The 26,720-nt window shown below is 40.7% G+C and carries 24 protein-coding genes; 10 read left to right on the top strand and 14 right to left on the bottom strand.

The features are described from left to right. Nucleotides 1-202 precede the first annotated feature (202 nt). The 3 genes from BW986_RS30515 (at nt 203) to BW986_RS10540 (ending at nt 2,215) form a co-directional block, all read left to right on the top strand. Nucleotides 203-388, top strand: a complete 186-nt coding sequence (locus BW986_RS30515; RefSeq protein WP_076367669.1) for a hypothetical protein — start codon at nt 203-205, stop codon at nt 386-388. A gap of 171 nt (nt 389-559) precedes the next feature. Beyond that, nucleotides 560-1,414: a RhaT/GlcU family sugar-proton symporter gene (locus tag BW986_RS10545; protein WP_076367667.1), complete on the top strand. Its 855-nt coding sequence runs from the start codon at nt 560-562 to the stop codon at nt 1,412-1,414. A gap of 15 nt (nt 1,415-1,429) precedes the next feature. Next, nucleotides 1,430-2,215, top strand: a complete 786-nt coding sequence (locus tag BW986_RS10540; RefSeq protein WP_076367665.1) for a glucose 1-dehydrogenase — start codon at nt 1,430-1,432, stop codon at nt 2,213-2,215. Nucleotides 2,216-2,283: 68 nt separating this feature from the next. Here BW986_RS10540 and BW986_RS10535 read toward each other — a convergent pair whose 3' ends face one another. Continuing rightward, nucleotides 2,284-2,829, bottom strand: a complete 546-nt coding sequence (locus BW986_RS10535) for an NADPH-dependent FMN reductase (RefSeq protein ID WP_076367663.1) — start codon at nt 2,827-2,829, stop codon at nt 2,284-2,286. A gap of 118 nt (nt 2,830-2,947) precedes the next feature. Further along, entirely contained in the window at nt 2,948-3,901 is a 954-nt protein-coding gene (locus BW986_RS10530) for a bile acid:sodium symporter family protein (RefSeq protein WP_076368017.1), read from the bottom strand. 263 nt (nt 3,902-4,164) lie between these two features. Between BW986_RS10530 and BW986_RS10525 the strand changes: the two genes are divergently transcribed. From BW986_RS10525 to cobT, 4 genes are all read left to right on the top strand, one after another. Continuing rightward, nucleotides 4,165-4,581 carry an RrF2 family transcriptional regulator gene (locus tag BW986_RS10525; RefSeq protein WP_076367661.1) on the top strand — a complete coding sequence of 139 codons (417 nt, stop codon included), beginning with the start codon at nt 4,165-4,167 and terminating at the stop codon, nt 4,579-4,581. A gap of 114 nt (nt 4,582-4,695) precedes the next feature. After that, the gene (locus tag BW986_RS10520) at nt 4,696-5,403 is read left to right on the top strand and encodes a nitroreductase family protein (protein WP_076367659.1); all 708 of its coding nucleotides are present in this window, start codon (nt 4,696-4,698) and stop codon (nt 5,401-5,403) included. 276 nt (nt 5,404-5,679) lie between these two features. After that, nucleotides 5,680-6,225, top strand: coding sequence for a signal peptidase I (gene lepB / locus BW986_RS10515; RefSeq protein ID WP_076367657.1), 546 nt, complete (start codon nt 5,680-5,682; stop codon nt 6,223-6,225). 112 nt (nt 6,226-6,337) lie between these two features. Next, nucleotides 6,338-7,384, top strand: a complete 1,047-nt coding sequence (gene cobT / locus BW986_RS10510; protein ID WP_081395568.1) for a nicotinate-nucleotide--dimethylbenzimidazole phosphoribosyltransferase — start codon at nt 6,338-6,340, stop codon at nt 7,382-7,384. 59 nt (nt 7,385-7,443) lie between these two features. On the opposite strand, the gene BW986_RS10505 is transcribed toward cobT, so the two are convergent. Continuing rightward, complete coding sequence (locus BW986_RS10505) at nt 7,444-8,847, bottom strand: sigma-54 interaction domain-containing protein (protein WP_076367655.1); 1,404 nt, start codon at nt 8,845-8,847, stop codon at nt 7,444-7,446. Between the two features lie 255 nt (nt 8,848-9,102). Between BW986_RS10505 and BW986_RS10500 the strand changes: the two genes are divergently transcribed. Continuing rightward, nucleotides 9,103-10,770, top strand: a complete 1,668-nt coding sequence (locus BW986_RS10500; protein WP_260320813.1) for an alpha-keto acid decarboxylase family protein — start codon at nt 9,103-9,105, stop codon at nt 10,768-10,770. 605 nt (nt 10,771-11,375) lie between these two features. Here BW986_RS10500 and BW986_RS10495 read toward each other — a convergent pair. The 5 genes from BW986_RS10495 to BW986_RS10475 all read right to left on the bottom strand — a co-directional run bounded on the left by BW986_RS10495 (nt 11,376) and on the right by BW986_RS10475 (nt 17,237). Then, complete coding sequence (locus BW986_RS10495) at nt 11,376-12,557, bottom strand: C40 family peptidase (RefSeq protein ID WP_081395567.1); 1,182 nt, start codon at nt 12,555-12,557, stop codon at nt 11,376-11,378. Nucleotides 12,558-12,842: 285 nt separating this feature from the next. Continuing rightward, entirely contained in the window at nt 12,843-13,679 is an 837-nt protein-coding gene (locus tag BW986_RS10490; protein ID WP_076367651.1) for a TIGR03943 family putative permease subunit, read from the bottom strand. A 15-nt stretch (nt 13,680-13,694) separates the two neighbouring features. After that, nucleotides 13,695-14,576, bottom strand: coding sequence for a permease (locus BW986_RS10485; protein WP_076367649.1), 882 nt, complete (start codon nt 14,574-14,576; stop codon nt 13,695-13,697). Between the two features lie 356 nt (nt 14,577-14,932). After that, nucleotides 14,933-15,559 carry a DNA-3-methyladenine glycosylase gene (locus BW986_RS10480; RefSeq protein WP_076367647.1) on the bottom strand — a complete coding sequence of 209 codons (627 nt, stop codon included), beginning with the start codon at nt 15,557-15,559 and terminating at the stop codon, nt 14,933-14,935. Nucleotides 15,560-15,671: 112 nt separating this feature from the next. Beyond that, nucleotides 15,672-17,237, bottom strand: coding sequence for an MDR family MFS transporter (locus tag BW986_RS10475; RefSeq protein WP_076367645.1), 1,566 nt, complete (start codon nt 17,235-17,237; stop codon nt 15,672-15,674). Between the two features lie 274 nt (nt 17,238-17,511). Here BW986_RS10475 and proC point away from each other — a divergent pair, with 274 nt between their 5' ends. Next, nucleotides 17,512-18,318: a pyrroline-5-carboxylate reductase gene (gene proC / locus BW986_RS10470; RefSeq protein ID WP_076367643.1), complete on the top strand. Its 807-nt coding sequence runs from the start codon at nt 17,512-17,514 to the stop codon at nt 18,316-18,318. Between the two features lie 83 nt (nt 18,319-18,401). Then, entirely contained in the window at nt 18,402-19,769 is a 1,368-nt protein-coding gene (locus BW986_RS10465; protein ID WP_076367641.1) for an FAD-binding oxidoreductase, read from the top strand. 126 nt (nt 19,770-19,895) lie between these two features. Here BW986_RS10465 and ald read toward each other — a convergent pair whose 3' ends face one another. The 6 genes from ald to BW986_RS10435 all read right to left on the bottom strand — a co-directional run bounded on the left by ald (nt 19,896) and on the right by BW986_RS10435 (nt 26,329). Continuing rightward, nucleotides 19,896-21,029 (bottom strand): alanine dehydrogenase, encoded by a 1,134-nt coding sequence (ald, locus tag BW986_RS10460; RefSeq protein WP_076367639.1) that lies wholly within the window; start codon nt 21,027-21,029, stop codon nt 19,896-19,898. A 177-nt stretch (nt 21,030-21,206) separates the two neighbouring features. Then, entirely contained in the window at nt 21,207-22,022 is an 816-nt protein-coding gene (locus BW986_RS10455; protein ID WP_076368014.1) for an EcsC family protein, read from the bottom strand. Between the two features lie 49 nt (nt 22,023-22,071). Beyond that, the gene (locus BW986_RS10450) at nt 22,072-23,328 is read right to left on the bottom strand and encodes a PucR family transcriptional regulator (protein ID WP_076368012.1); all 1,257 of its coding nucleotides are present in this window, start codon (nt 23,326-23,328) and stop codon (nt 22,072-22,074) included. Nucleotides 23,329-23,457: 129 nt separating this feature from the next. Then, nucleotides 23,458-24,456, bottom strand: coding sequence for an inorganic phosphate transporter (locus tag BW986_RS10445; RefSeq protein ID WP_076367637.1), 999 nt, complete (start codon nt 24,454-24,456; stop codon nt 23,458-23,460). A 15-nt stretch (nt 24,457-24,471) separates the two neighbouring features. After that, nucleotides 24,472-25,092 carry a DUF47 domain-containing protein gene (locus BW986_RS10440; RefSeq protein WP_076367635.1) on the bottom strand — a complete coding sequence of 207 codons (621 nt, stop codon included), beginning with the start codon at nt 25,090-25,092 and terminating at the stop codon, nt 24,472-24,474. A gap of 238 nt (nt 25,093-25,330) precedes the next feature. Continuing rightward, nucleotides 25,331-26,329, bottom strand: a complete 999-nt coding sequence (locus BW986_RS10435; protein WP_076367633.1) for an inorganic phosphate transporter — start codon at nt 26,327-26,329, stop codon at nt 25,331-25,333. Between the last annotated feature and the right edge of the window lie 391 nt (nt 26,330-26,720).

Here is a 26,720-nt window from a genome sequence, read left to right as displayed (position 1 = left end):
CTTGGACTGCTACGGTTGAGAGGTGAGCAAGATCATTATTTGATTCGGTATTGGGATACTGAATGCCGGATCATGCATTACTTGTTGTCTACGCCTTAATATCATCAGTTTAAAAAAATAAAAATCTAACAGCCAACCAAACTTTTCATATTTGGCTATTTACAATTATGCTTCAACAGAGTACCTTGCCAGTATATTCTTTGTGACTTTTTATATAAAAAGAGAGGGTGTAGAAGAATCCAAAAGTGGGAGGGGATTTGCTCCTTTTTATCTGACCCTCCTGTTCTCCATCATCATTATCGGCACGACGGCTGTTTGGGAAAGTGATTATTTCAAGGTCGGTGATGATTCGGAAATGGACATGCAACACCATCAACATGGTGAGTAGCTGCAATAATATCACTATCATCAAAAAGGGCTGCATTCTACAGCCCTTTTTGTGTTGCGGAAACATTTCATAAAATTTCCAAGGGTCATTTCAAATAATGCGAACATATTAAAAAGAAGACAAAATGAAATTTCCTGCTTAGTTTTGAACTTACATATATGGGGGTTGAAAATGGATATATTATTAGCTCTCTTGCCGGCATTATTCTGGGGAAGCATCGTTTTATTTAATGTGAAACTCGGGGGTGGACCCTATAGTCAAACACTAGGTACAACGATTGGCGCCTTGATTTTTTCAATTGGTGTTTATATTTTCGCAGACATTAAGTTGTCATTCCTGGTGTTTGGAGTCGGAGTCGTATCTGGATTGTTTTGGGCCGTTGGACAAGCTAATCAGCTTAAGAGCATTGATTTAATGGGAGTTTCCAAAACCATGCCAATATCAACAGGATTGCAGCTCATTTCAACCACTTTATTCGGGGTCATAGTTTTTAACGAATGGTCTACAATGAAAGCGATTATTTTAGGCGTTTTGGCTTTGGTCTTCATTATTATAGGAATCGTCTTGACCTCCTTGGAAGATAAAGAATCGAAAGAGGGCAAGTCGGGAAACTTGAAGAAAGGAATCGTAATTCTCCTCATCTCGACATTCGGTTATTTGGTTTATGTGGTCGTGGCCCGTCTTTTTGATGTTGACGGGTGGTCAGCGTTGTTCCCTCAAGCGATAGGGATGGTAATAGGCGGTCTATTATTGACTTTTAAACATAAACCGTTTAACAAATATACGATTCGCAATATCATTCCGGGATTAATATGGGCTGCAGGGAACATGTTTTTATTCATATCCCAGCCCCGTGTGGGAGTGGCTACTAGTTTTTCCCTTTCGCAAATGGGCATAGTCATCTCAACTATTGGCGGGATCATCATTTTACGTGAAAAGAAAACGAAGCGCCAACTAATTGGAATTGTAATTGGAATTATCTTGATCATCATAGCTGGGATTATGCTCGGGTTGGCAAAAAGTTAATTGGAGGGTGATTAAATGTATACAGATTTAGAAGGTAAGGTCGTTGTTATAACGGGTTCATCCACTGGTTTAGGAAAAGCGATGGCCATTCGCTTTGCTAAGGAAAAGGCAAAGGTCGTGGTTAATTACCTTACTAAATTAGAGGAAGCAGATAGTGTAATGGAAGAAATCAAAACAAATGGTGGGGAAGCCATTGCAGTAAAAGGCGATGTCACCATTGAAGAAGATGTCATTAATCTTGTTGAATCAGCGGTAAAGAATTTCGGAAAACTCGATATATTCATCAATAATGCAGGAATTGAAAATCCGGTTCCATCTCATGAGATGCCCTTAAGCGACTGGAATAGGGTGATCAATACCAACTTAACCGGAAATTTCCTGGGATGCCGTGAAGCTATCAAGTATTTTGTCGAAAACAATATTAAAGGGAATGTTATAAACATGTCCAGTGTACATGAGATGATTCCCTGGCCTTTATTCGTTCACTATGCGGCAAGCAAGGGTGGGGTGAAGCTGCTTACGGAAACCCTGGCTCTCGAGTATGCACCAAAAGGGATTCGTGTGAACGGCATAGGTCCTGGAGCCATCGCCACGCCAATAAATGCCGACAAGCTTGAAGACCCCGAAAAGAAAAAAGATCTTGAAAGCATGATTCCGATGGGGTATATCGGAAAGCCTGAAGAAATTGCTGCGGTTGCTGCATGGCTGGCATCTTCAGAGTCCAGTTATGTAACGGGCATCACTCTATTCGCTGACGGAGGAATGACAAAATACCCTGCATTCCAAGCGGGAAGAGGATGAATTTAGTTTAATTTGAAGCAACAAGAATCCCAGCAATCATTCCTACTGGGATTCTTGTTAAAAAAGCATTAACGAGTATGATGATTATACCAGCTAATGAAGTTATCGACGACCGTATCGATAAACTGGACAGTCGACTCATGTGTAAGCCTGCCTTCGTTATCGATTTTGTCATGCACTGCTCCAACATATACTTCATTTCCGGGAAGGAGCGGGGAGGAGATGCCTAATGCGAATAGGATCTCACGCAAATGCAATTGAGCTTTAACCGTGCCTAATTGCCCCATTGATGCACCCATGATCCATGAGGGTTTGCCGATCAAGACTTTATCGACACGTGATAACCAATCGATTGCATTGCCCAATACGCCTGGAATCGTAGCATTGTATTCAGGTGTTACCCACAAGACCGCATCTGCTTCGGCCACTTTGCTTTTAAATTCTTTTACAACTGATGGAGGGTCATTTTCAATATCTTGATCATAAAAAGGTAAATCCCGAATGTTCAAGATTTCGAGATCAAACCGATCTTGATATCTAGTTTGAATATATTTTGCTAGTTTAAGGTTGTAAGACTCTTTACGAATACTTCCCACTATTGCAACAACTTTCATCTTCAATACCTCCAAGGATTTGTAATGGATAATCATGTAAATGTGTTCCACTTACCTATTATAATTGGAATATAAATGAAAGGGAAAAAGGATGCTTGAGAAATTATCATTCTGCGGATCACCCTTCATTCACCCCGCGATGAAAATGCTTTTCCATGACATAGCCAAAAAAGGAGGCAAGCATTTGTTGAAACAGCATGCCAAGTACAACGGGAACAGCGACGGCAGCAGGGAAATAGGTGGTTGCAAGGACGGCTCCAGCACTGATGTTTCGCATACCGCCTGTAAATGTCAAGGTGATGATATCCCCCTTTTCCCATCTTAAATATGCACCGACCATCCAAGAAAGGGCATACCCTGAAGCTGCTATGAACAAAACCAGGAAGGCCATGATCATTAATTTCTTATCGAAATGGGTTAAGTAAGGAGCGATTTTTGAACTGTTCAATATGACTACGATTCCAACGCTTATCTTGGAAAATGGAGCTAAGCGGGGGGATAGTGTATATTGTATTTTCCCTTTTGTAGCCTGATTCAAGAACATGGCAAGCATGGAGGGAAGAACGACCATTCCGATTAATCCTTTCACAATCGACCCCAAATCCATTTCGATCGAACCGCCTCCAAGAAGGGAAACACTGTAAGGAACGATGAATGGCGAGAGTAGGGTGTCGATCAAGATGATGGTTAGGGCAAGTACGGCATTCCCATTATAAATGGATACCCAGATCATACTGGTGACACCGGTTGGAATCACTACAGCCAGGACTAGTCCGGTAATCGTGAAAGCATCACCATGAAACACTAAGTGGCCGAGACCAAAGGCCCAAATAGGCATGAGCATATGAAGGATGAGCAATACGATGAAAACAGGTAAAGGGTGGGTGACAGCCTGCTGCAAAGATTTAAAGTTGGAGCCTAAACTTCCGGAAAATGTTATGAAGGCAAATATCCATGGAACAAGAAAGGTGTAATCCATTAGATGTTCGGCCAATAATACCCCAATCACCACGCTTAACGGAGTGATGAGAGGCATGATTTTATCCATTTGTTCATTTATTGTTTTCAGCATCATTCATCCACTTCCTGAGCTATTCTATTAAATAAGTTTAACATATTCCCAAAGAAATAATTTGTAAGACAAGTAATTTGTCTAATTATTTTTTAAAAATGATGAAAAGCAGGTATTGGAAGGATAGATTTGGAAGGGATTCAGCGTTCCAAAAAGGGTTTTCCTGATTAGGTTCATTAAAAAGAGATTTTGGCAGGTTTGTTCGATGCAGCATTGTATATTCATCGAAAAATAGTTTAAAGTAGAGGGGAGAGGTGAAAGAAATGTCAGAGAAGGTTTCCAGCATAATGTGGTTTAGTCTTGCAGTACAAGCCCTGCTTGTTCTTGCTGATCATGATGGATTATGCAATAGTAATAAATTGGCTGATAAGCTTGATTCAGAGTCAGGTTTTCTTAGAAAAATATTAAGTAATTTAGTGAAGGCAGGGCTGATTCAAGCAAAGGAAGGCAGGGATGGGGGATATTCACTTGCCAAAAATCCCGAACAAATCATTCTTGCAGATATATACGCTGCAATTAAATCCGAACCTTTTTCAAAGGGCTTTCTTGATGTGAATGATAAGAAATGCTTTCAACCATCTTCACGCGAAGCTTTATGCGGTTTAAAAAATGAGATGGAAAGCTGGATTATACAAGGCTTGGAGCAGAAGACGATTGCTGATTTACTTTCAAAATCTTAATGTGAAAAACGAAACTGACATGGTTTCGTTTTTCTTAAACTGTATTTGACAAAAGAACAGTATGCGTTATATACTGTTCCTGTATTAATTACAGTTAAATGGAGGTCATTATAAATGACAAAAAATATAATGAGTAAAGAAGAGTACCTAAATAAATCGAAAGAGTTGAATATACCGCTAGAAAAACCCAAAGTCCTTAATGATACGGACTTCATTACGGTAGCAAAAGAGCGGAGATCTGTTCGCCAGTACGATGCTGAATACGTGATGACTGAAGAGGAAATTCGCGAAATCTTGGATATTGCGATTCAAGCACCGTCTTCTTCCAATTTACAGCCGTGGAGATTCCTTGTGATCCAAGATAAGCAAACCCAACAAGAATTGCTCCCCATCGCCAATAACCAACAACAAATCGTCGATGCATCTGCTGTCATTGCTGTTTTAGCTGATATAGAAGGTTACAAAAATGCAGAGCGGATTTATGGTGAATTAGTCAATAAAGGAATCATGAAGAATGAAATCAAAGAGCCATATGTAGCCTCTATACTGCATAATTACGGAAACTTTTCCGCTGATAAGGCTTTAAGTGTAGCCATGATTGACGGTGGTTTGGTTTCCATGCAGATCATGTTGGCAGCAAAAGCAAAAGGATACGATACAGTCCCAATGGGTGGGTTCAATGAAGCCAAATTTGTGGATGCATTCAATGTACCGGAAAACTTCAAACCTGTCATGTTAATTTCCATTGGAAAAGGAACTAAAGCAGGCTTTGAAAAAGTCCGTTTGCCACTTGATGATGTATTGACTTGGAATAAATACTAAGGTTTTGGAACAATATTTGTACTATGTTAAAAGGATAGCTAAAACTCGCTATCCTTTTTTTCATGATTTGAGTTTTGCTCTTTACTCCTCTTATTAAAAATGATTATTCTCGCAAGCTATAAAAGGATATGTTACAATTTTTCCAGATATTTCTTTTGGAGTATCTCTTCTAAAAATCACAGACGATAAAAACAAGCATAAGGGATAAACAGAACTAAAGAATTATTTTTGGAGCTGCAAGCCAAAGCCGTTCACAATGGATGGGAGGGAGTCCTTATGAAGAATATGAAAAGCGAAGTGCTCTCATGGTTGAAATCTATCTTATTCGCTTTAATGATCGTGTTCATTTGCCAACAGTTTTTATTTACACCAGTTACAGTAAAAGGTGAATCAATGGAGCCGACTTATGAAAATGATGACCGGATAGTGGTAGCTAAAATCGGAAAGCCGGAGCGCTTCGATATGGTCGTATTTTATGCTCCGGACGCGGATGAGAATTATATAAAAAGGGTGATCGGCTTACCAGGTGACAGCGTCGAAATGAAAGATGATGTCTTATATATCAATGGGAAGAAGTATACGGAACCATATTTGAAAACAAATAAGGGGGAACTTCCACCTGAAGAAAATCTGACGGAGAATTTCACCCTGAGTGATTTACTTGGGAAATCCAGGGTACCTGCCGGTCATTTATTTGTCATGGGGGATAATCGGCGAAATAGTTGGGATGGAAGAAGATTTGGTTTTATTTCTGAGAAATCACTATTGGGCAAAGTTAAATTTCGTATCTACCCATTAAATGAAATGGGAGTGCCGAAGTAAATGGAAAGCCAAGAGGATAATTAATGGACTAAATTGTATTTATAGCAGATGATGGATAAGAACCTTTTCCTGTGGTTAAGGTTTTTCATTTTGGATTGTGGGGGGTATACATATGACGAATGGGTTAGCTGCCATCTCCATCCCGATGCTGGATGAAGAAATGGGAAGGCAGGTTAAAGGACATGTCGATTCGCTGACGGTTCCTCAGGGAAGTTTAGGAAGGCTTGAAGAATGGATAATCGAACTGGCCAAGATGACAGGAGAGGCATTTCCGGACATTTCGAAACCGGGGGTGATCGTGTTTGCGGCCGACCATGGAATTACGGAAGAAGGGATTTCGGCTTATCCAAAAGAAGTGACGGAACAAATGGCACTAAATTTCCTGAATGACGGTGCTGCCATCAATGTATTAAGCCGCGCGATAGATGCTTACTTGGACATTGTCGATATAGGGATCGATGCAGATATCGAAGCACCCGGGTTAACTTCGAGAAAAGTCCGCAATGGAACCAGAAACTTTTATAAGGAAGAGGCGATGACAAAGGAAGAAGTAATTCAAGCGCTTGAAATTGGATATGACCGTGCACAGAAAATGATTGCCCGTGGTACGAATTGCCTGATTCTTGGTGAAATGGGAATCGGAAATACGACTTCCAGTACCGCCATCATCTCAGTCGTAAGCGGGAAAAGCGTAGAATCACTAGTGGGGCAGGGAACAGGATTGAAGTCAGAAGGCATTATACATAAGCGAAGAATAATTGAAGAAGCGATTTCATTAAGAAATCCAAATCCTGATGATCCAATCAATATTTTGATGAAAATCGGCGGGTTCGAAATTGCAGGTATGGCAGGGGCCATGCTAGCTGCAGCGAATAACCGTATACCCATTCTTGTTGATGGTTTCATTACAACCACGGCTGCTGTATTGGCAAACCTGATTTCAGGACGTGCAGCCGATTATATGTTTGTTGGACATCGATCTGCAGAACCTGGTCATGGAACGGCCATAGAACTGCTTGGCAAGGAGCCGATCCTCGATGTGGGAATGAGAATCGGGGAAGGAACAGGGGCTGCCCTATCATACCCCATCCTAAAGGCAGCGACATTGGTCATTAAAGAAATGGCAACATTTGAATCTGCAGGCGTGTCAAATAAGTAAGAAATAGGAGACCTTCATTGCGATGGTCTCCTATTTTTATGGATTCTTTCTGTTCACTTTTACTTAATCGGCAGATGACCTTTATATTTCTTCATTTTCCTGACGACGGAAGGTTGGCTGATCCCTAAGAATTTTGCCATTTCATATGTGGACTTACATTTTTTACTCGCTTTCATCATCATCCATTTTTCCACTTGTTCGAGGGCGGTATTGAGATCACTATCATCAACCATCATATCGTCAATCATTAGGGTATCATCTATTTTCTCAAAAGATTCTTGTCCATGGAAATGGGAGGGGAGAAAGCCAGGGAAAATGATGGAGTCTTCCGAGGTCAAAATGAGCCGTTCAATCAGGTTTTCCAATTCACGCACGTTTCCTGACCATTTATGCTGAATCAGTATTTCGTAAGTGGAAGGGTGCAATTTCTTATCTGACTTGTATTTCTTGTTGATGATTTCGAGATTATGATTGATTAAGATGGCAATATCTTCTTTTCTTTCTCGTAATGGCGGTATTTGGATGGGAATCACATTTAAGCGATAATACAAATCGAGCCTGAATGTTCCCTTTTCCACCATTTCCTCAAGGTTTTGATTGGTTGCCGTTACAAGCCGAAAATCTATCTTATGCTCTTTTTTTCCGCCCACCCTTTTAAAAGTCTTCTCTTGCAGGACATTTAATAATTTAACTTGCATATCCAGCGGAAGCTCACCGATTTCATCCAGAAATAGGGTACCATTATCTGCTTGTTCTACTAGCCCTTGCTTCCCTTGCTTCTGCGCTCCGGTGAAGGATCCCGCTTCATATCCAAACATTTCAGATTCAAAGAGACTTTCTGGGATGGTACTGCAGTTGACTTCGATGAATGGCTCTTTGCTGCGGTAACTCTGATTATGCAGCCGGCGGGCGAATACGCTCTTTCCCACACCGGATTCACCAAGAAGCATGACTGTCGCATCCGTTTTGGAAACACGGTGTATCGTTTTGGCGATTTGCCGCATTTCCTTGCTGCGATAGATCAGCTCCTCCTGTTCCCTAAGTTCCTCGACCTCCGATTGGTATTCTTGTATCTTTTTCTCCAATTGACCGTACTGATCCTGGAGGTTCCTGATTTCAGTTTGATCTTGGGCGTAGCTGACGACACGAATCAATTCACCATCATCATCAAAGATGGGATAGGCAGTCGACATGACGATTTTTCCCGTCTTCGTATGCTGCATGATCTGGACAGGAGTTTTCTTTTTCAATACCATCGCGGAAATCGACGGTGAAAGGATTCCTTCCGTTTCGAGCTGGTACACGGATTTTCCCAGATAATGTTCCGGTTCGATTCCATATATCCACCAATGGTTAGGATTCGTGAATAAAATGAATCCTTTTTCATCGGTCACGGTAATATTATTATTGGATGTGTTGATGATGCATTCCAAAACTTTTTTGATATTGTTATCACTCATCATTTTCCCCCTTATCCACTGTTCCGGTGATTCAAATATAAATCAAAAATAGAGGTGAAATCAAGAATTTTCAGATATTTCGATTTGGAATTGAATCGTTTTTTATACGAGAAATAGTCTCAATCACTTCATTCATCAAAGCTAAAACTAGAGTAATAGAGTAGCAAACCTACCTTAAGGATATGGATATTTACGGTTAACCTACTTATGTTTGGGTATAAATAAAGTAGAGAGTAATCGATTGAAGGAGTGATTGACTTGGCTGAAAAAAGAACCTTGGGACAATATTTATACAACTGCTTAAAAGCAGAAGGCATTACGGAGATTTTTGGTGTGCCTGGAGACTATAATTTCTCATTGCTAGATACTTTGGAAGATTACGATGGGATCGAGTTTATTAATGGACGAAATGAACTCAATGCTGGATACGCTGCGGACGCTTATGCCCGTGTGAAGGGAATTTCGGCACTAATCACCACCTTTGGTGTCGGTGAAATGAGCGCATGTAATGCAATCGCTGGCGCGTACAGTGAAAATGTGCCGCTCATACATATTGTCGGCTCGCCAAAGTCCATGATGCAACAGGAGAAGGAGCTTGCCCATCATACGTTAATGAATGGAGATTTTGATGTTTTCCGTAAGGTTTATGAGCATATCACCAGTTATACGGCAATTCTTACACCAGAAAATGCAGCTAGGGAGATACCCGCTGCTATCAGAATCGCGAAAGAAAAGAAAAAGCCCGTTTATTTGGTAGTGGCTATCGATCTTGTTGAAAAAACGTTGGTTTCTCACGGTGAGACTTCTGAAAATGTGGCCATGTCGAATGTCAATGCGCTGCAGTCAGCAGTGAAGCATATAAAAGGGATGCTAGAACATGTAAACAAAGCGGTTCTCCTTGTCGACATGAAAACACTTCGTTATAACCTGCAGAAACCCGTACTGGAGCTCGCTGAGAGGTTAAATGTTCCTGTTGCTTCGTTAATGCAGGGGAAAAGCGGGTTTGATGAGAGCCATCCCCAGTATATTGGTGTTTACGGCGGAGCTTTCGGAAGTAAGGATGTAACTCAGACTGTTGAAGAAGCGGATTTCATCATAGCCGTTGGTACTGTGTGGTCAGACGTCAATACTTCCAAAGGTACAGCAAAGCTTAACCCGTTAAAAATGGTGGAAATTCAACCTGACACATTAAAAGTGGGGGAAGCCAGTTATATGAATGTCGGTGCGGAGGAAATTTTAACTGCGCTTCAGGACATTGGTTACCGACAGAATGAATCTGCTGGAAACATCTCGTTTCCGTATGACACAATGGTGGAAGACCCATCAGCACCACTGAAAGCGGCTTCCTATTATCCTCGAATTCAGCAAATGTTGAAAGAAAATGATATTGTGGTCACGGAAACAGGAACATTCTCTTATGGCATGTCACAGGTCAGGTTGCCGAAAGGGGCGACCTACATAGCCCAGGGAGGCTGGCAAAGCATCGGATATGCGACGCCCGCAGCTTTCGGTGCTTGTATAGCGGATAGAAACCGGCGTGTTCTTTTGTTTACCGGGGACGGTTCGATACAGCTGACAGCACAGGAAATAAGCTCGATGCTGGAGAACGGCTGCAAGCCCATCGTGTTTATTCTCAACAATAACGGGTACACGATCGAAAAATTCTTGAACGTAAAAGTCGATATAGAAAAACAGAAATACAACGAGATACCAGAGTGGGATTATACAAAACTGGCTGAAGCGTTTGGTCAAGAGGCATTTACAGCAAGAGTCGAGACGAATGGTGAACTGGATGATGCCATTACAAATGCTCAGAACGCCGATAAACTTTGCCTTATAGAGCTGGTCGTGAAAGATCAAATGGATGCCCCGGAATATTTGCAAAAAATGAGGCAGTATCTTGAAAAACAAGAGAAACTAAAGTAATGCCATGTTCGAAATGCTCTCACGCCGAACCATGCGACACTCCTGCCGAATAACTGGCTAGCCGAGACCCCACAGGCGCTTGCGCTGAGGAGGCTTGGCAGACAGTCGGCGGAAAGGGAGCGGATTTTTGAAATCAAGCTGGAACGATTTTTAAAGAAAGGTCTTCTGTTATGAAGGCCTTTTGTTGTTGGGAATGTAGATACTGTATAGCGTATAAGAATTCGGGATATATTGGGGATTACTATATCCATACGGCCCGAACAAGGACAAGAATACAAGTTCGAAAAGTAATCAGGATATATCAATATTGGTCACTGTCATTTCAAAATTGAAACCGAGAATTTTTAAAATAAGAGTAATATGAAAAATATCCATTTTTTCTAAGTGAAGAAAACCATTCTTTTACAGTCGGCTTTTCTGTAGATAAGTGGGCATAAAAAATGCGTGAAAATTTATCATTAGCGTGATTAATAGAATCAAATAAAGAAAATCTCAACAATAATCAGAGCCCATTTGACATTATTATACGCAAAAAAGCGTGTATGATAGTTTATCAAAACACGCTTTTTGCTCTTTTATCAAGGCATTTAATGCCATATCATTATTTAGTTAAGAACTCGGACTGCCTTTACAAAGCTAGGTCCCCAGTAAGAACTGTTGATGTTAGCGTAGGAAACACCTTTAGATGTGGAAGCATTCAGCATTTGACCATTACCGGCATAAATTCCCACATGATTGATTACACCATCATTGTTGGTATCGAAAAATACTAAATCCCCTTTTTGGAGGGATTTTGAAGATACAGTTGTACCAACTTGTGATTGTGCCATTGAAGTTCGAGGCAATGAAACACCTGCACTTTGGAAGGCCCTTAATGTGAATGAAGAGCAATCAAATACATCAGTGCGTGAAGTGCTCGCACCGTAAACATACCTGGCTCCCATATACTTAGCGCCAGCAGCCAAAACTTGATCCGCCTTGGTCGATTTGGACGGTTTTTTAATTGAAGATGCTGAGACTTGTCCGGAAACCCGGATGGATTGGCCGATACGAATACGATTTGAATTGGAAATATTAGGGTTAATTTTAAGTAAGGCACTAAGGGAAAGGTTATATCTTTTAGCGATTGTTGATAAGGAATCCCCTAATTTAACCACATAAACTTTTGTTGTATTTTTACTATTATTCGTATTCGTATTGTTGTTAAGTGTATTAACCTTCAAGACCTGGCCGGGAAAAATAAGGTTACTAGTCAAATTGTTTTTAGACTTTAATTGTTTGACAGTCATATTATTGACTCTAGCAATTTTGTCCAGGGTGTCACCGGATTTGACCCTATATGTAGCATTAGAAGGATTGTTTTTAGCCGTAGAGCTGGATACAGGGGCTTTTCCGGAAACTCGGATGGATTGGCCAATATAAATGCGATCCGAATTAGAAATATCATTGTTTAATTTAAGCAGGGCACTAAGGGAAAGGTTATACTTTTTAGCAATTTTTGATAAAGTATCCCCCAGTTTAACCACATGTTTTTCGGTTTTATCTATATTTTTATCTGTATGGTTGTTAAGGTTATTAACCTTCAAGACTTGGCCGGGAAAAATGAGGTTACTAGTCAAATGGTTTTGAGACTTTAATGCTTGGACAGTTGTATGATTAGCTTTAGAGATTCCATCAAGGGTGTCCCCTGATTTAACTTGATAAGAACCAGCATAAGCAGAAGTGCCTGCCACTAGGGTACCTATAATGGTTCCTGCAAGAATGAAAGAGTTTTTAGAATTGTTCATTTAGGAAAGTTCCTCCTGATGTGGTAAAAAAATATGTAGCATTTATATTATAAGGGTATGGAATATAAAAAACATGACCCATATAAATAAAATTCAACTTTTTCGTCATTTTTCATGTAATCTTGCACAGGGAATTGGGGGTTTGTGGGATTAAGGTGGAGTGTAAGGGGGCCATACTGGAATTTCGCATAAATGGATAAAAAGAGCTTTTCATAAAATAGAAGTTAAAGGAAATTAAAAAGAAAGGTAAGGATAGCATATCCTTACCTTTCCATGATTCATTTTTTAATATTGTCTATAAACATAGGGATCATCCGGTTCAGCGATTTTATTATGTGATGATACTTTGAGCAGGGGAATGGTTTTCTTGAATGGCTGATAATAAATGGATTCCAATTCACCTGTCACGGAATACCACTCATCATTTTTAGGATGCATTCCTTCAGGAAATTCGATTAGCATACCGAATACCCCAGAGTCCGCGACACAGTGAATGACCCCAAACCGGAAAAGGAATACCTGGTTTTTGGCTAGCTCATTTGAATTGTACGAAAATCCGGTTAACGTTATTTGCTTGCCAGTGAACTTTCCAGGAGAGTAATAGATGGCTTCTAAATCGTTTAGGTAGATTTCATCTGTTAATTGAAGACTATCACGATCAACCAAGCCTTTGAGAGAGTTATCCATTAAAGTTAAATAGTCATCCTTGCCATAATAAAGACTCGTATCCGGCTGCAAGAATTGATGCTGGCTATATTCATCTGAGTCTTCATATACTGGAAAATGAAATCCTTTTTTTTCTACAATATTGGAGTCCATAGTGGCAACAGGCAAAAAGAGACCAGTTAAAATGGGAATGAGGTATAGGAAGTAAGTAAGGTTCCTTTTCCATTTCTTATTTTCCTGGGAGTGATCATGTCCGCACTGACAATCAACACATTCTTTTTGATTATCCTCCTTAAAATATAAGTAAGATCCCATTAACGTGAATATTGCCAGTATATAGATGGCAATCTGTGAAACATATGAATATTCCATATTAATGTATTTCGATATATTCCCTGAGGCGTGTAAGTGCATGAATAAAAAAGTAAGTCCAAGTAATATGAATAATCTTCCCATTTAAAAACACCCTCTTTAAGAAATAAACAATAAAGTTAGGCCTAAGACGGAAATGAATATATAGGCCATCAAACATAAAACGAATTTTGTTTTGAAGGTACCTAAAAGCATGATCGTATTTTTAATATCAAACATGGCCCCAAATACAAGAAAAGCAACTAGTGAAGAGGGCGAGAAGGTACTTCTAAAAGAACTTGCAACAAAGGCGTCCGCTTGGGAACACAAGGACATGACATAGGACAAAGCCATCATGACTGCATTCCCGGATAGTTTTCCTTGCCCAATTTCAAGCAATAGGGATGTTTTCAAAAACGTTTGAATGGCAGCTGCCAGCAGTGCACCAATGATTAAGTATTTTCCAACAGAAAAGAACTCTTCAATCGAGTGTTTAAACATCCCCGTTATTTTGTCTTTAAATGTAAGTTTATGGTGGTGAATATGTTCGATATGTTCCTGTTTAAGCTGATTTGTCTTGAATTGAAAAGACAGGATGCATGCAATGATCAGGACGACCACGAATGCAATTCCGGCACGATAGAAAACCATGCTCCAGCTATTGCCAAACGCTATATAGGTGGAAAACAGGACGATCGGATTCAGAATGGGTGCAGAAAGCATAAAGGCAATGGCCGCTGAAAGAGGAACCCCTTTGGCGATCAAACGGCGGGTAATCGGGACGATCCCGCACTCGCACGCAAGAAAAAAGACTCCTGCACCTATTGCGGATAGAACAGATAAGATCGGATTTTTCGGAATGATTTTTGCAATCATCTCTTCTGACACAAACATTTGGATGATTCCAGATATAAGGACTCCCAGTAAAATGAAGGGAAGGGATTCAATTAGGATACTAATAAAAATTGTATTCATTTGCAAAAGGGCCTGAACGTTCATCATAAACCACCTTCCATATTGCTGACTTAACTATATTAGGTTCGCAATAGAAGGAAGTCAATTTATTATTACCGGGGTAATAGGTTGGAAGTTGAACAGGTAGGGAAATTATGGAAATTGCATTAGGGGTATTGAGGGTACTTGAATAATTTAATGTATAAGTTTGGAAGAATTTAGTATTACTTCAATTTAAGCCTTGTTCCTTTTAAGGCCATGGCTTTCATTAACTATATTCATAATCTTTCATTCACGACTTGTTGATAATGGATTTCGGGATGATTGCGGACAAAGTAAAATCCCCTCTAAGTGAACTGTGTAACATCCACAGAATTTACACAGTTCACTTAGAGGGGATAAAATCATGGTTTATTTTTCAACACAGCTTTATTAATTAGGTTTTTACGGGATATAAACGGATTATCGGTAACCCAGAAACGCCAAGGATAATCTTTTGCTGCCCCGGAGTTGTCGATTCCGACGCGGGGGCCGCTGGATATGTGTTCAGGCTGTTTTCCGGCAGCTAGATATAGAGGGGGATCCGTAAATGATCGACCATAATCATCCATGGTGATGCCCAGTGCCTTTGTTAGCTTCCCAGGTCCATCGGTCCATTTACGAATATCGGCAATTCCGCGTCTTTCATGCATTAACTCAAGCCCGGAATAGGGTTCAACAGCCCGGATTAAAATGGCTTCCGGATTTTCAGGCCCGCCGCTTACGACATTGACCAGTGTATGTGTGTGCATGACGTATGTATATATCAAACCGGAATTTCCGAACATCACTTCCGTCCGTTTTGTTCTTCTATTTCCAAAACTATGTGCGGCCCTGTCCCCAGGTCCAATATATGCTTCTGTTTCAACAATGAATCCAGAAGCGGTTCCATCCGCTGTTTCTTTTACAATGAGGCAGCCAAGAAGGGATTTTGCCAGTTCAAGCGTGGGCCGCTGATAAAAATCGGCAGGTAAAATTGAATGGTTTATCATAGTATCACTCCATTTAGTCTCATACAGGTAAATTTCCCTTATCAATGAAAAAGAAACACGAAGGGATTAAAAAAGGGCCGGCTGAATATTTCAGCCGGTCCCGAGCATATTTTTAGCCTAATTCTTTTTCCGTTTCTTGATCTCTTTTGATTCGGCCTGAACCCACGGAAAGTGCCACTAATATCCCCGCGGAAACAAAAAAGATACCGGTGATGAAAACACTGGAGAATGCATCGATCCAAGCATTTTCAATCGTTTTTACAAGGACATTGCTGACTTCTGCCGGCATTTTAAGGTTTTCCGGATAAAGCATGATGTTGAATAACGCATCCGTTTTATCGGCTAATGCTTTTAGTGCCTCATGCAATATAGGGTCCTTTTGGCTTACGACCGCATCATCCATATTTTGCTGGAGATTGTGATTCATGACAGCGTTCAAAATCGTGATGCCCATCGTTCCTCCTATAGATCGGAAGAATGTGGAAGCCGCTGTAACCGACCCTAGCTGGGATTTTGGAAACTCGTTTTGAACGGCAATCATCAATGTCGGCATGACAAGACCCATACCTATTCCAAGGATGGCCATGAATGAATACGCAGTGAATATAGTCGTACTGCCGTCCATCATGCTCATTAGGAAGAAGCCAAGCGTTGCAATGGCCATTCCAAAGGTAAGCACGGTACGAAAACGGAATTTCAATAGTAGCCGCCCGCCAATGATGCTGGAAAGAATCATACCGATCATCATCGGAGTCATGGTCGACCCCGCTTTTGTTGGTGAAACTCCCAGTACGCCTTGCATGAACAGCGGGACGAACATGATTGCCCCGAACATGCCAAGGCCAAGCAAGAATCCCAAAATATTCGTGGTGGAAAAAACTCTATTTTTAAAAAGGGATAAATCAAGGATCGGTTCGACTGCTCTTCTTTCAAAAATGATGAATAGGGCAATGAAGACAAGAGTGCTGCCGAAAATCAAGAGAGATTCCAGTGATAACCATTCGAATTTATCACCACCGAAGGTCAAGCCCAGCAGTAACAGCACAATACCAGGAATCAAGGTGAAAATCCCCAGGTAATCGATATTCACTTTCTCTGCTTTCCTTATGGCTTCATGTTTCAATCCTACATAAATCAAAATGGCAGATAGTAAGCCCGTCGGTACATTGATCAAAAAGATCCAATGCCAGCTGATATGGTCAACGATCAGGCCGCCAAGAAAAGGACCAATCACGGAACTTAAACCAAAAAGGGCTCCAAACACCCCCTGCCATTTGGCTCTTTGTTCGGCAGAGAATATATCGCCGATTATCGTTTGGGATAAAGGCATGATCATTCCGCCGCCAATTCCCTGCAGCCCTCTATAAATGATCAATTGCTCCATCGAAGTGGCTGTGGCACATAAAAACGAACCTATCGTAAAAATGATTGTACCAAGCAGATAAAGGGAACGTCTGCCATATAAATCAGATAGCTTTCCAACAATGGGTACAACAGTCGTTGAGGCTATTAAATAGGCAGTCGTCACCCATGCAAAGATGGTAAAACCATTCAATTCCCCGATAATTGTCGGCATGGCCGTACCGACGATTGTCTGTTCCAATGAACTGAAAAACATTCCAATGATCAATCCTGTTAAGACTAGCTTGGTATTGACCGCTTTTTTTTCCATTTGCATACGATTTCTCCATTCCTGGAACTGTATTCCTTATTCGTTTGTGACTAATAGGTCAAAATTATAAATCTGAAATGACCATTTAGTCAACGGTTTTTTCGCTGAAAATTTCAATTGCCTAAAGGTGAATATTAAGGTTCATCCATAACACTTAAGTAATTCGACCAGTAACCACCAATTCCTTCCTGTTTAATATCTCCAACGTGTTTCCAATTATCAAATCCGATATAATAAATCAGAAGGAATATAGATGAACTTATGATTGGAAGTGTAAGATATGAATAAAAAAATCGGGTTTATTGGATGCGGCAAAATGGGTGAGGCAATGCTTGAGGGCATGTTGCTTGCAGAGGTCATTTCGCCTGAAGGTATCATGGTCAGTACAGCAAGTATTGAGACCAAAACTAAAATCACCACGAAATATAACGTTAAAGGCACTTTGGATAATGTAGAGGTTGCCGGTTTTGCCGACTTTCTCTTTCTAGGGATCCAACCTGCCATGCATAAGCATGTGCTTGAGGAAGTGAAGAATCATGTGAAAGAAGACGCTGTGATTATCACTATGGCAGCGGGGATCACTATATCTTTAGTTGAGAGCAGCTTCGGAAAAAAAGTGAAGGTTGTCCGGACGATGCCAAACACTCCTTCGCTTGTCGGTGAAGGCATGACGGCCATGAGCATCAATGATCAAATTACCGATGCTGATATAGAGGAAGTGACTGCACTGCTGGATAGTTTCGGTAAAACGGAAATCCTGCATGAAGATTTGATGGACGCAGTACCGGCCATCAGCGGTTCGTCGCCTGCTTATGTATACATGTTCATCGAGGCTTTGGCCGATGGAGGGGTCCGTGATGGCATTCCAAGAAAACAAGCATACCGAATGGCAGCACAAGCTGTAATGGGTGCTGCTAAAATGGTGCTCGAAACGGAAAGACATCCTGCTGCTTTAAAGGATGATGTCTGCACACCTGGCGGTTCAACGATAGCTGCGGTAGCGTCTTTAGAAGAGAATCAGCTAAGATCCAGCATTCTGCAGGCAATGAAGGCCTGCACGGATAAAACGAAAGGTTTCAGTAAGTGAAGCAAGATGGATTGCCTATTAGCGGGCAATCTCATTATGTGTGATATTTTCAGAATGTTTGGTAAAAAAGAGGAGGCAGCATAATGAATGGTTATATAGAAGAATTAAAGAAGATTCTGACGGAAGAACAAGTAACGGTGAATGGAACATTATTGGAACAGCACAGCCATGATGAATCATATCATACTCCGCATTTACCGGATATGGTCATTTATCCAAGGGATACTGCGGAAGTCAGTGCAGTCATGCGGTATGCGAATAAGCATGAAATACCAGTCATTCCTTTTGGATTAGGATCAAGTTTGGAGGGGCATGTCGTTCCAGTCAAAGGGGGCATTTCCCTGGATTTGTCCTTGATGAATCAAATATTGGACATCAGGGAAAATGATTTCCTTGTGAAGGTCCAACCAGGTGTGACAAGGACGCAACTCAATAAAGAATTAAAAAAATACGGTTTGTTCTTTTCCGTCGATCCTGGCGCCGATGCTACATTGGGAGGGATGGCAGCTACGAATGCAAGTGGGACGACCTCGGTCAAATATGGGATAATGCGCGATCAAGTCAGGGATTTGGAAGTGGTTTTAGCAAATGGTGAAGTAATTCATTCCGGAAGTTTAGCGACAAAATCATCTTCAGGCATTCACTTGAATGGCTTGTTTGTCGGCTCTGAAGGTACGCTAGGTGTATTTACTGAACTGACTTTAAAGGTATATGGCATTCCTGAAGTCACCATGGCTGGGAGAGCTTCATTTCCAACCGTCGAACAGGCAGTATCTGCGGTTAATGGGATCATGCTTGCTGGAATCCCGATTGCACGAATCGAATTGGTCGATGCCGAGTCCATAAAAAAAGTTAATCATTTCATGGACAAATCCTATGATGTCCAGCCAACTTTATTCCTCGAATTTCATGGGAATTTTGCCGGACTGGAACAGGACGTCAAATTTGCCAAGGAAATCGTAAGTGATTTTGGCTGTGGCGATATTCAGTTTGAAACCGATTCAAAAGCACGGAATGCCTTATGGGAAGCGCGCCATAACCTCGCATACGCATTCATTCACAGCGCACCTGGAAAGAAGCTGATGGTGACCGACGTAAGTGTGCCCCTTCATGAATTATCGAATGCCATACTGGATACAAGGAAGAAAGTCGAACAATCCAAAGTGGAGGGTGCGATTGTAGGACATGTAGGTGACGGGAATTATCACGTATTGTTCATGATTGATCTGAAAAATCCTGAAGAAGTTAAAGAAGCGAAGAGGTTAAATGAAGAAATCGTCGAATATGCATTAACAAAAGGCGGTACATGTACGGGTGAACATGGGGTAGGACTTGGAAAATCGAAGTATCAGCGAAGGGAGCATGGAGGAGCTTACGAAGTGATGAAAACGATCAAACAGGCATTGGATCCGAAAGGGATAATGAATCCTGGAAAGATCTTCATAGATTAAGAGGAATATTCTATTTGTAGATTAGTAATAACATCAAACAGACTTGACCCCATATACAGCTTCAATGAGATTCTCGTCCAAAAAATAAGACTCCAGACAAGATTATGTCTGGAGTCTTATTTTTTATTAAGCGTTAATGTTATTTGAGTTTAATGCATTTTCAACACTTACATAGTTGTAACCAAGGTCTGTGGCAACTGCTTCGAACGTGATTTCACCGTTCGCTACATTGACGCCTTTTGCTAGTGCATCATTTTCAAGGATCGCTTTGATGGCACCTTTGTTTGCAATTTGAAGTGCAAAAGGTACTGTTACGTTAGTTAATGCAACTGTAGAAGTTTGAGGCACTGCTCCTGGCATATTCGCCACTGCATAATGCACTACTCCATGTTTAACATAAGTAGGGTTATCATGTGTCGTTATGTGGTCGACCGTTTCAAAGATACCGCCTTGGTCGATTGCGACATCGACAATGACTGAACCAGGAGACATCGATTTAACCATTTCTTCAGTAACGAGCTTAGGAGCTTTAGCACCTGGAATCAATACAGCACCGATCACTAAATCGGCATCTTTGACTGCTTCCGCAATATTATAAGGGTTGGAGATAAGTGTAGTCAGTTCATTTCCGAAAATATCATCAAGTTGACGAAGGCGGTCAGGGCTTAAGTCAAGAATGGTAACATCTGCGCCTAATCCAATAGCGATTTTAGCAGCATTCGTTCCAACCATACCTCCGCCGACAACAGCGACTTTACCACGTTTAACTCCAGGAACTCCGCTTAAGAGTATTCCTTTGCCGCCGTTATTTTTTTCAAGGAACTGAGCACCGATTTGTGCAGCCATACGTCCTGCAACTTCACTCATTGGTGTCAATAAAGGAAGTGTGCGGTTTACTGCAACCGTTTCATAAGCAATGGCCAAGACACCGCTTTCTTTTAGGGCCTGAGCTAGTGCCGGTTCAGCCGCAAGATGTAAATATGTGAAAAGGATTAAATCCTTTCGGAAATATTTATATTCAGATGAGATAGGTTCTTTTACCTTCATGATCATTTCTGTGCTTGACCAAACGCTAGCAGCGTCCTCGACTATAACAGCACCAGCTTCTTGATATGATTCATTTGTAAAACTGCTTCCTAGACCTGCGTTCATTTCGATTAATACTTCGTGACCTGCATTGACTAATGCTACAACCCCAGCTGGAGTGATAGCTACACGGTTTTCATTGTTTTTAATCTCTTTTGGAATTCCTATTCTCATCTTAATCCCTCCAATAATATGTTTTACTATTTGTATCACAAGTATAGTTGGAAAAAGAAATAGTTAGTATGTGGAAATCAGAAAATTAAAAAAGGTGTATTTGTGGAATTCCACAAACGCAGTGTCAAAAAATATGGGCTCGCCAGGAACAAGACCTTTTTAAAGCTGAATTCAATTCTATGCAATAGGTTCTTGAATGCGCTCTAAAATCCTTCTTTTCTTATATAGCATGATTCCCGTATCGGCTATATCGGCAATCATTGAACGATTTGTAAGGGCGCCAAAGATTATTCCGGCAACAGGAACCATTTGCAAAAGCTTTTTCCAGCCAAACTGATCACGGTATGTATAAACGACTTCCCGCCAACCTTGCAGTTCGGAGGCTATTTCCCTTTTTGATTGGGAATCGGTCTGGTTCATCTTCGACAATTCATTTAATAGAGCCTTTTTGCCGACAACATCCGATGTTGTGAATTGCAGGCATTTGACGATGAAAATACGTTCTTGGCGGTCTCTAGGATTGAAGCCATATGTGATGGCGATATCCTGAAGGGTTTTGATTGACATGCCGAGAAGAAGGGGGATGTCGATGGCCAAGGTGAAGATTCCGCCAATCCCTGTAGTGGCGCCTTGAACCGTTGCCAATTTGCTGCCTGAATTTTTAATATCCTGACTCACGTTATCCATGATATGGAGGGGGATGCTTGAAACGTCTTCCAGGGCTGTAATATCCAACTCGGGAACTTGGGCTTGCAGCTGACTTAGAATATGAGCTTCTTTCGTCAAATATTTTCCGCCATTCTGAATGTAGCTGCCGATTTCATCAAGCATGACACCCAATTTTTTCTGAATGAAATCCGGTGTCAATTTATCCAATAGCTTGAAGGGGATCCGCCCGAGCCGTTCCCAAAACCATAGTCCTTTCTGATCTTTCTCCCATTTTTCAATGATTGTTAATTCCTTTTCAAGCTCTTCTTTTGTTTCAAGTTTCATATGATCAACCTTTCCACACATCTAGTATCCCATATCAGGGAATATATCATTAATTTTTCTTGTGAAATTCATCATATTGATTAAGTTTAATGTTAAGAAAGAGGGACATTTTTTGAATCGGGTCTTTTAGCCGAATATTTCCCACTTCAGAGATTCTTTTTAATCGGTAATTCAATGTATTCACATGGATATGAAGATTACTTGAAGCTTCATTTGGGTTGCAGTCTTTTTCTAGATATACAGTGAGTGTTTGCAGCAATTCCGTCTGGTTTTTCATGTCGTATGCTTTTAGCTTAAGGATGGAAGGATGAACACGACGCTGTGTGTTGCTTGCGAGTGTTTCAATCATTTGAAACATGCCAAGTTCTTCATAATGTAAAATGAGTTTCATGTCATCCGGGAAAATATTCTTCATCTTAAGGGTGTATTGAGCTTCTTCATAACTTGATTTAACATCCATTAAGTTTTTATACATATTGCCAGCCGTTCCAAGGATGTGCTCAACTCCGAAACGCCGTTTCATCTCCAGAATGAAAAAAGGAATGAACTCATAAATCGATGCAGTGAAAGAAGGGCTGTTTTCCTGATTGCCTCCCGCGAAAAGAATGAGCTTGTTATGGTCAATGGCAAATAAGGAACTGTTTATCTTTTGAGTGGTCGTTAACATGTATGAAATGTAGCGCTCCACTTCGCGATTGATCTCTTTAGGAAATTCGAATACCAATATGGAAAAAACCACTGGGACGTGGATGGAAAATTTCTTGTAATTTTCAATTATTTCCGATTCTTCTTGGTAATGCCCGGTCAACATGCGCCAAAGGAACTCTTGATGACCTGCTTCTTTCCTTTTCTTTTTCAATTGCAATTGCTGTAACTGGTTCTTCGCCTCCTTGGCAGCGAATTGCAGAAATTTCATATCTTCTTCGGAGAAAGGTTCATTTACTTCCAAAGCCCAAATGAATCCAAGTACTTCATTATTTTTCCGGATGGAAACCGCAACCCTGTTACCGAGACCGACATCATTGATGGCCCCGATTTTGATGGGGGCATCTCCTTTCAATAACGCAGGGATGAAGCCATCTTTCCATAAACTGTTGATGACCTTTTCAGGGACACGCCTTCCGATTATGGTCATGATACGAGCCTGATCCGTAGTATCATCGTGCGTGCTATAAGCAAGTAAGCGATGGTTACCGTCCTCGATCGTAATGGGACAACCCAAAACAGAACTGATTCTATCGGCAAACTCCATCATATCTCCATAAAGGTCTTTAAAAATATCTCTATTTTTTTCGAATTCCTTCATTTTTATTTTGCCCCTCGCTAAAAAAATTCCTTCTCCTTGAATTTTAAACGATTTCCTATTAATAAGCATAGATAAATCCTTTATTAAAACAGAAAATCCCTACCGATGGAAACCGGAAGGGATTTTATTTTAGAATAAGAAGTTAATTAAAAGATAAAGCAAACCAGCTAATGTTGCCGAGATGGGAATGGTAATGAACCAAGTGATGATCATTCTTTTTGCCGTTCCCCATTTTACGCCCTTTACACGATGCGCAGATCCAACACCAAGGATTGAAGACGAAATAACATGGGTTGTACTGACTGGCATGTGTATTACTGTCGCGCCGAAAATGATGAAAGCCCCGGTTAAATCCGCTGCAACACCATTGACCGGACGGATTTTCATGATTTTGCCGCCAACGGTTTTAATGATTTTCCATCCGCCGACGGAAGTTCCAAGTCCCATTGCTAACGCACAGGAGAATTGAACCCAGAAGGGGATATCGGTACTTGTTGCATAACCATTTGCAATAAGGGCCATCGTGATGATACCCATCGCTTTTTGAGCGTCGTTCGTTCCGTGGGTATACGATTGAAGTGCTGCAGTAGCAATCTGTATAGTACGGAATTTTTGGTTTGTTTTTGTCAGGTTATTGTTTTTAAAGACCACTTTAAAAATGCTGTATACGATAAACCCGATTGCAAAAGCAATTAGCGGGGAGAAGATCAAAGCTTGAAGAATTTTCATGAACCCTTCCCATTTAATGCCAGCGAAGCCTGCTGCAGCAATGGCGGCCCCTGCAATCGAACCAATCAATGCATGGGAGGAACTGCTTGGTATTCCGTAATACCATGTAAGAAGGTTCCATATGATAGCGGCAAGAAGAGCAGCCAGAATTACATATGAACCATTCGGAAGCGTGAACGGGTCCACAATATCCTTCGTTATGGTCTTCGCCACTCCAGTAAACGTCATGGCTCCGACGAAATTCATGACGGCTGCCATGATGATGGCATGCCTAGGCTTCATGGCCTTAGTTGAAACAGCAGTCGCTATTGCATTGGCTGTATCATGAAAACCATTGATGAAGTCAAATGCTAAAGCAAAGAAAACGATCAATATTGTTAAAATTAATAAAGTATCCATTTATTGGGGTACTCCTTAGGCGTTTTTCATTATGATTGTTTCAAGTGTATTGGCCACCGCTTGACAGTGATCTGCGATATCTTCAAGGCTTTCGTAAATTTCTTTATATTGAATGATCCTGATTGGATCTTTTTCAACTGTAAACAAGTTTTTGATTGATTGACGTTGGATTCCGTCACAAACGGATTCAAGATCTTTAATTTTGATTGCATTTTCACGGATCATTGGCAATTTTTTAGTGGATAGTGTATCGACAGCATTTTCAATCTCATACGTACACTGTTTGATTGCATCCACAAACTTAAGCATATACTCATCTGCATTGACAATTGAGTACATTTCGAATAATGCCGCACAGTGTTCCAAACCGTCAATGACATCATCCATTCTCATGGTCAATTCAAGGATATCCTCCCGTTCGATAGGAGTGATGAAGGCATTGTTCAGCTCTTTGATCACATTATGGACCATTGAATCGCCTTTATGTTCATAGTCTTTCATCGTATCTGAAAATACTTTTAGATCGGAGATGTTTTTGAGTTTATAATCCGCGAAATAGTCAGCACCTTCTTTAAGGTTTTGAGCGATGTTAAAAAGCATTACCGCGAATTTGTCTTTTTTTGATTTAAAAGCCATGTTAAAGCCTCCCAATTAGTCATGCAAATTTACGCACTTTAGTCGTACGCTTAGTATTAACAAATTGATTGTAACGAATTCACGTAGTATCCGGGAAGGTTTTTCGACGAAAATTTACAAAATCTTAATAAAACTTTATATAAAATCACAAGCAAAATTAAAAAATGGGAAAAACCCTGCAATCATAAGGGGGAATCTGTAAAAAAAAAGCCTTTCCAATCTGGAAAGGCAAGAGTTTCTATAAAAATAAAGCAATTAAATAGTAAATGATTCCAGCTAAGGAAGCGGAAATTGGCAATGTAATGAACCAAGTGATCAACATGTTTTTTGCTGTTCCCCACTTTACCCCTTTGATGCGGTGTGCAGAACCGACCCCAAGTATTGAAGAAGAAATGACATGTGTCGTGCTGACCGGCATATGCAGGAAGGTTGCACCGAAAATGATGGCTGCCCCAGTCATATCGGCAGCCACACCGTTAACCGGGCGGATTTTCATGATTTTACCGCCAACAGTTTTGATGATCTTCCAACCCCCGATTGATGTACCAAGCGCCATGGCTATTGCGCAGGATAGTTGTACCCAGAAAGGAACTTCAGAGGTAGAGGCATATCCGTTAGCGATCAAAGCCATCGTGATGATACCCATGGATTTTTGAGCATCATTCGTTCCATGTGTATAAGATTGGATGGCCGCCGTGAGAATTTGTATTCTCCTGAATCGCTTATTGGTTTTTCCTAAATTATTATTTTTGAATACCACCTTGAAGAAACTGTATACAATGAATCCAAGCGTGAAGGCAAGGATAGGGGATAGAATCAATGCTTGTACAATTTTAGTGAATCCACTCCATTTAATCGCATCGAATCCACTAGCCACGATGGCAGCTCCCGCTATTGAACCAATGATCGCATGGGAGGAACTGCTTGGAATGCCAAAATACCAAGTGATTAAATTCCATATAATTGCCGAAAGCAAGGCGGCAAGGATTACATAAGAACCATTGTTCAATGTGAAAGGATCAACGATATCCTTCGTAATGGTATGCGCTACACCGGTAAAGGTCAGTGCTCCTAATAAATTCATGACCGCAGCCATGATGATTGCATGACGTGGTTTAAGCGCCTTGGTTGATACTGCTGTAGCGATGGCGTTAGCCGTATCATGGAAACCATTGATAAAGTCAAAGACCAAAGCAAAAATAATAATTAGCGCGGTTAAGATGAGTATGCTATTCATACATGGAGGACTCCCTTAATTTCAAGTATGTAAAGTGTATATGGATTGTCGCCAATGAATGGGCAGGACAGTTTGCAACTCCTCAATATTTAGAATGGGAGTTTTACTTTTGATTATTCTTAAAATTTGGCACCTTCTTTTTTACTTGGTTTTAAGTCGGACTATTCAATTGTAACGAATTTCATACCTATAAGGATAGATGTTTCGTCATTTTTTTACAAAATATTTATCTTAGTGAATGATTAAAAAGATAAAATGTTCCCTTTAATATATTTAAAAGGTATTTAAGGGTGTGTTTTCGATTAAGGGGCTCTATAAATCCCGAGGCTTATGGTTAGAAATAGAAGGTAGAGAGATGTATAATTGGTAAATAAAAGTAAGGGGGAATGAG

Source organism: Peribacillus simplex (genome assembly GCF_900156045.1).
Classification (GTDB): Bacteria; Bacillota; Bacilli; order Bacillales; family DSM-1321; genus Peribacillus; species Peribacillus simplex_D.
This window is presented reverse-complemented; position numbering and strand designations above follow the sequence as displayed.

What these genes read in the sequence shown, in the direction of transcription:
- BW986_RS10480 (WP_076367647.1), bottom strand. Translation starts at nt 15,559, where the DNA reads ATGATAAACCATTCAATTTTACCTGCCGATTTTTATCAGCGGCCCACG.
- BW986_RS10455 (WP_076368014.1), bottom strand. Translation starts at nt 22,022, where the DNA reads ATGAAACTTGAAACAAAAGAAGAGCTTGAAAAGGAATTAACAATCATT.
- BW986_RS10525 (WP_076367661.1), top strand. Translation starts at nt 4,165, where the DNA reads ATGTCAGAGAAGGTTTCCAGCATAATGTGGTTTAGTCTTGCAGTACAA.
- BW986_RS10435 (WP_076367633.1), bottom strand. Translation starts at nt 26,329, where the DNA reads ATGAATAGCATACTCATCTTAACCGCGCTAATTATTATTTTTGCTTTG.
- BW986_RS10450 (WP_076368012.1), bottom strand. Translation starts at nt 23,328, where the DNA reads ATGAAGGAATTCGAAAAAAATAGAGATATTTTTAAAGACCTTTATGGA.
- BW986_RS10545 (WP_076367667.1), top strand. Translation starts at nt 560, where the DNA reads ATGGATATATTATTAGCTCTCTTGCCGGCATTATTCTGGGGAAGCATC.
- BW986_RS10495 (WP_081395567.1), bottom strand. Translation starts at nt 12,557, where the DNA reads ATGAACAATTCTAAAAACTCTTTCATTCTTGCAGGAACCATTATAGGT.
- BW986_RS10520 (WP_076367659.1), top strand. Translation starts at nt 4,696, where the DNA reads ATGACAAAAAATATAATGAGTAAAGAAGAGTACCTAAATAAATCGAAA.
- BW986_RS10540 (WP_076367665.1), top strand. Translation starts at nt 1,430, where the DNA reads ATGTATACAGATTTAGAAGGTAAGGTCGTTGTTATAACGGGTTCATCC.
- BW986_RS10505 (WP_076367655.1), bottom strand. Translation starts at nt 8,847, where the DNA reads ATGATGAGTGATAACAATATCAAAAAAGTTTTGGAATGCATCATCAAC.
- BW986_RS10465 (WP_076367641.1), top strand. Translation starts at nt 18,402, where the DNA reads ATGAATGGTTATATAGAAGAATTAAAGAAGATTCTGACGGAAGAACAA.
- BW986_RS10475 (WP_076367645.1), bottom strand. Translation starts at nt 17,237, where the DNA reads ATGCAAATGGAAAAAAAAGCGGTCAATACCAAGCTAGTCTTAACAGGA.
- proC (WP_076367643.1), top strand. Translation starts at nt 17,512, where the DNA reads ATGAATAAAAAAATCGGGTTTATTGGATGCGGCAAAATGGGTGAGGCA.
- cobT (WP_081395568.1), top strand. Translation starts at nt 6,338, where the DNA reads ATGACGAATGGGTTAGCTGCCATCTCCATCCCGATGCTGGATGAAGAA.
- BW986_RS10490 (WP_076367651.1), bottom strand. Translation starts at nt 13,679, where the DNA reads ATGGGAAGATTATTCATATTACTTGGACTTACTTTTTTATTCATGCAC.
- BW986_RS10440 (WP_076367635.1), bottom strand. Translation starts at nt 25,092, where the DNA reads ATGGCTTTTAAATCAAAAAAAGACAAATTCGCGGTAATGCTTTTTAAC.
- BW986_RS10445 (WP_076367637.1), bottom strand. Translation starts at nt 24,456, where the DNA reads ATGGATACTTTATTAATTTTAACAATATTGATCGTTTTCTTTGCTTTA.
- BW986_RS10535 (WP_076367663.1), bottom strand. Translation starts at nt 2,829, where the DNA reads ATGAAAGTTGTTGCAATAGTGGGAAGTATTCGTAAAGAGTCTTACAAC.
- lepB (WP_076367657.1), top strand. Translation starts at nt 5,680, where the DNA reads ATGAAGAATATGAAAAGCGAAGTGCTCTCATGGTTGAAATCTATCTTA.
- BW986_RS10485 (WP_076367649.1), bottom strand. Translation starts at nt 14,576, where the DNA reads ATGATGAACGTTCAGGCCCTTTTGCAAATGAATACAATTTTTATTAGT.
- ald (WP_076367639.1), bottom strand. Translation starts at nt 21,029, where the DNA reads ATGAGAATAGGAATTCCAAAAGAGATTAAAAACAATGAAAACCGTGTA.
- BW986_RS10530 (WP_076368017.1), bottom strand. Translation starts at nt 3,901, where the DNA reads ATGCTGAAAACAATAAATGAACAAATGGATAAAATCATGCCTCTCATC.